Origin of the sequence: Azospirillum sp. 11R-A, assembly GCF_049472615.1 — a bacterium.
GTDB classification, from domain to species: domain Bacteria; phylum Pseudomonadota; class Alphaproteobacteria; order Azospirillales; family Azospirillaceae; genus Azospirillum; species Azospirillum palustre.
Map to the genome: position 1 here is coordinate 1 of NZ_JBCEBL010000072.1, position 1,441 is coordinate 1,441.

General features: G+C 68.2%; 2 protein-coding genes. Both read right to left on the reverse strand.

Going from position 1 to position 1,441, the window contains the following annotated elements; genetic code table 11:
• The coding region (locus VH569_RS35215) for an LLM class flavin-dependent oxidoreductase (RefSeq protein WP_423321922.1) at positions 1 to 378 on the reverse strand (378 nt) is incomplete at its 3' end.
• A gap of 63 nt (positions 379 to 441) precedes the next feature.
• Positions 442 to 1,441: ABC transporter substrate-binding protein (locus tag VH569_RS35220; RefSeq protein ID WP_423321924.1), on the reverse strand; the 1,000-nt coding region annotated here is incomplete at its 5' end.

The following is a 1,441-nucleotide window of genomic DNA, read 5'->3' on the forward strand; positions in this document are numbered from 1 at the left end:
GTCGCGGGCAAGCTCGCTGCGCTCGGCGCCGGTGATGACGTTGATGGCGACGCGGCCCCGGCTCAGCTGGTCGAGCGTGGCGAGCTGGCGGGCGAGGATGGTCGGCGCCTGGAAGCCGGGACGGTGGGCGATCAGCACACCCAGCCGGTCGGTGACGCCGGTGATGTGCTGGCTGACCTGCAGGCTGTCCGGCGCATCGGCATGGAAGGCCTGGAGCACGGAATCGAAGCCGCCCAGTTCATGCGCCTTGGCGACCGTCTCGATATAGTCGCGGTCCACCACCGGACCCTGGCGCGGGATGATCTCCGACGCATTGTGGTTGCCGACGAAGCCGACGAAGCGGAGCGGGTGGGCCGACGTGCTGTGGGAGGCGGTCATGGCGGTGGTCCCCTTATTTATGGCTGGCGAGGGATCGGGATGGCGTCAACGGGCCGATAGGGCTCAGCTGAGCGGACGCGACAGGATGTCGGTGAAGCGGCGGTCGAAGGCCGGGGCGATGTCGATGCGCTTGGGCAGCACGCTCAGCTGGTGGAAGGTATCGGCGACGTTCTGGGCCGATGCGATGTCGGCATCGGTGATCGGTGCCAGATCGCGCTGGCGGGAATTCTTGCGCAGGATTTCCAGGTCGGTTTCGACCGGCACGCCGATGGCGGCGGAATGGACCTGGGCCCAGCGTTCCAAATTGGCGGCGCGCCAGGCGAAGGCGCGGCGCAGCCGCAGGAAATAGTCGCCGATGGCGGCCGACTTGCCCGGATCGGCCAGTGCGTCGGGCGAAGCGAGATACAGGTAATTGCCCGACAGGTAGCCGTTGGAGGTGACGAGAACTCGCGCGCCCTTCTTGATGGCGAAGGGCACCGAGTAGCCGTAGATCGCCCAGGCATCGAGCGCGCCCTGCTCGAAGGCGGCTTGTCCTTCCGACGGGGTCAGGCTGATCGCCTGGATGTCGGTGAAGCGCAGGCCGGCCTCGCCGAGCATTTTGGCGAGATAGTATTGCGTGGTGGTGGCGCGGACATAGCCGACGCGCTTGCCCTTCAGGTCGGCGACCGATCGGATCGGGCTGCCGGGCGGCACCAGCACCACCTGCCAATTTACGTCGTCCTTGACTACGGCGACGATGGACAGGCGGGCGCCGGCGGCGATTCCGAAGGCGGGTGGGATCTCGCTGCTGGAGCCGACATCGATGGAGCCGGCATTGATCGCCTCGACGATCAGGTTGCCCGACGCGAACTCGGCGAATTGCGACCGGAAGCTGGACCCGGCATTGCCGGACGCGTCCAGCGCCAGCCCGTCCAGCGCCTTGTAGTCGGCGATGCGCAGGACAGTTTCGGACGCCGGGCCGGAGGCGGCCTGCGCAAGGCCGGGCAGGGTGCCCAGCGCCAGGGCGCCGCAGGCTCCGCGCAACAGGTTGCGGCGGCCGAGCGGTGTGGAGGGGAGGCGGACA